Origin of the sequence: uncultured Methanobrevibacter sp. (assembly GCF_937906425.1) — an archaeon.
Taxonomy (GTDB): domain Archaea; phylum Methanobacteriota; class Methanobacteria; order Methanobacteriales; family Methanobacteriaceae; genus Methanobrevibacter.
Genome location: NZ_CALCYR010000032.1, coordinates 1 through 1209 on the forward strand (window position 1 = coordinate 1; position 1209 = coordinate 1209).

A 1209-nucleotide genomic window follows, 5' to 3' on the forward strand; every position below is an offset into this window, starting at 1 on the left:
TATTTCTAATTGGTATATTGAAGGCGGAAATGGATATGAAACCTTATCTGAAGCTTATGCTGCTGCAAGCAGTGGCGATGTGATTTATGCTAAGGCTGGAACCTATGATTTAAATGGAATTACAATCAGTAAAGCAATAACTATTAAAGCTAATGAATCAGGTGCTGTTATTTTAAACGGTAATGGTAATCAAATATTTAATATTAAGTCAAATGTAGTTTTAGATAATTTAACATTTATTAATGGTTCATCAAGTTCTAATGGCGGATTAATCTATTTATCCAGCGGTTATTCCTTAGTAATAAACAATTCTGTATTTAGGGATTCTCAGGCTACAAGCGGACAAGGTTCTGCAATATATGCGGCATCAGGAGCATTAAATGTAATAATTGAAAATTCTGCTTTCGAGAATATTAAAGCAGCTGCTGCTTTAATTAATTGTAGATCTTCAAGTTCAGTATTTACTGTAATCAAATCAAACTTTACAAATATTAATGTAAGTTCAAATGGAATTTTCTATTTCTATGAAGGCGGTATTAATGCAATTGATTCTCAATTTATTAACATTTCTGGAGCAGAGGGTGCAGTAGCTTACTTCTGGGGTTTAAATAACAATAATTTCACAAAATGTATCTTTGATAATGTTACCACCAGTTCAAATGGAATAATTTATTCCAATGGCAGAACAGTTAATGTAGGTTACAGTATTTTTGCAAATGTTAACAAAGCTCTTTACTCTTCATCAACATCCGGAATTACAGCAGTCTATAATTTCTTTGGTACAAATGATAAGGCAAATACCACTATGGTTAATTCATATACTAAAAACTATAATTGGACCATTGTGAGCTTATCTTCCCAAAGTGACACTCTCTATTCTGGAACTAATAACATGATTACATTAGACTTCAGCAAATTCACAGATGGAACTGCTATTTATGCTCTTCCAGATTCAATGCCTGATTACACATTTGATTTAACTGCTACAGCAGGTACTGTTGATTCAAGTGTAACTGTTGAAAATGGTTTGGCAACTGCAAATTATCTTGCACCTAATGAAGAGATGAATGAGGTAACAATAACCGCTAATCCAAGTGGTGCTGAACTTAAGTTTGCAATTATGGACACTTCTTCATTAATTGTTGTAGCTACTGACGGTTCAAATACAGATGGTTTAGGAACTATGGACAGCCCATACCAAACCATTGC

General features: G+C 33.1%; 1 protein-coding gene. It reads left to right on the plus strand.

The genetic code is table 11. The features are described 5' to 3' along the window. On the plus strand, positions 1-1209 hold a 1209-nt coding region (locus Q0138_RS01030; protein WP_297979702.1), incomplete at both ends, for a hypothetical protein.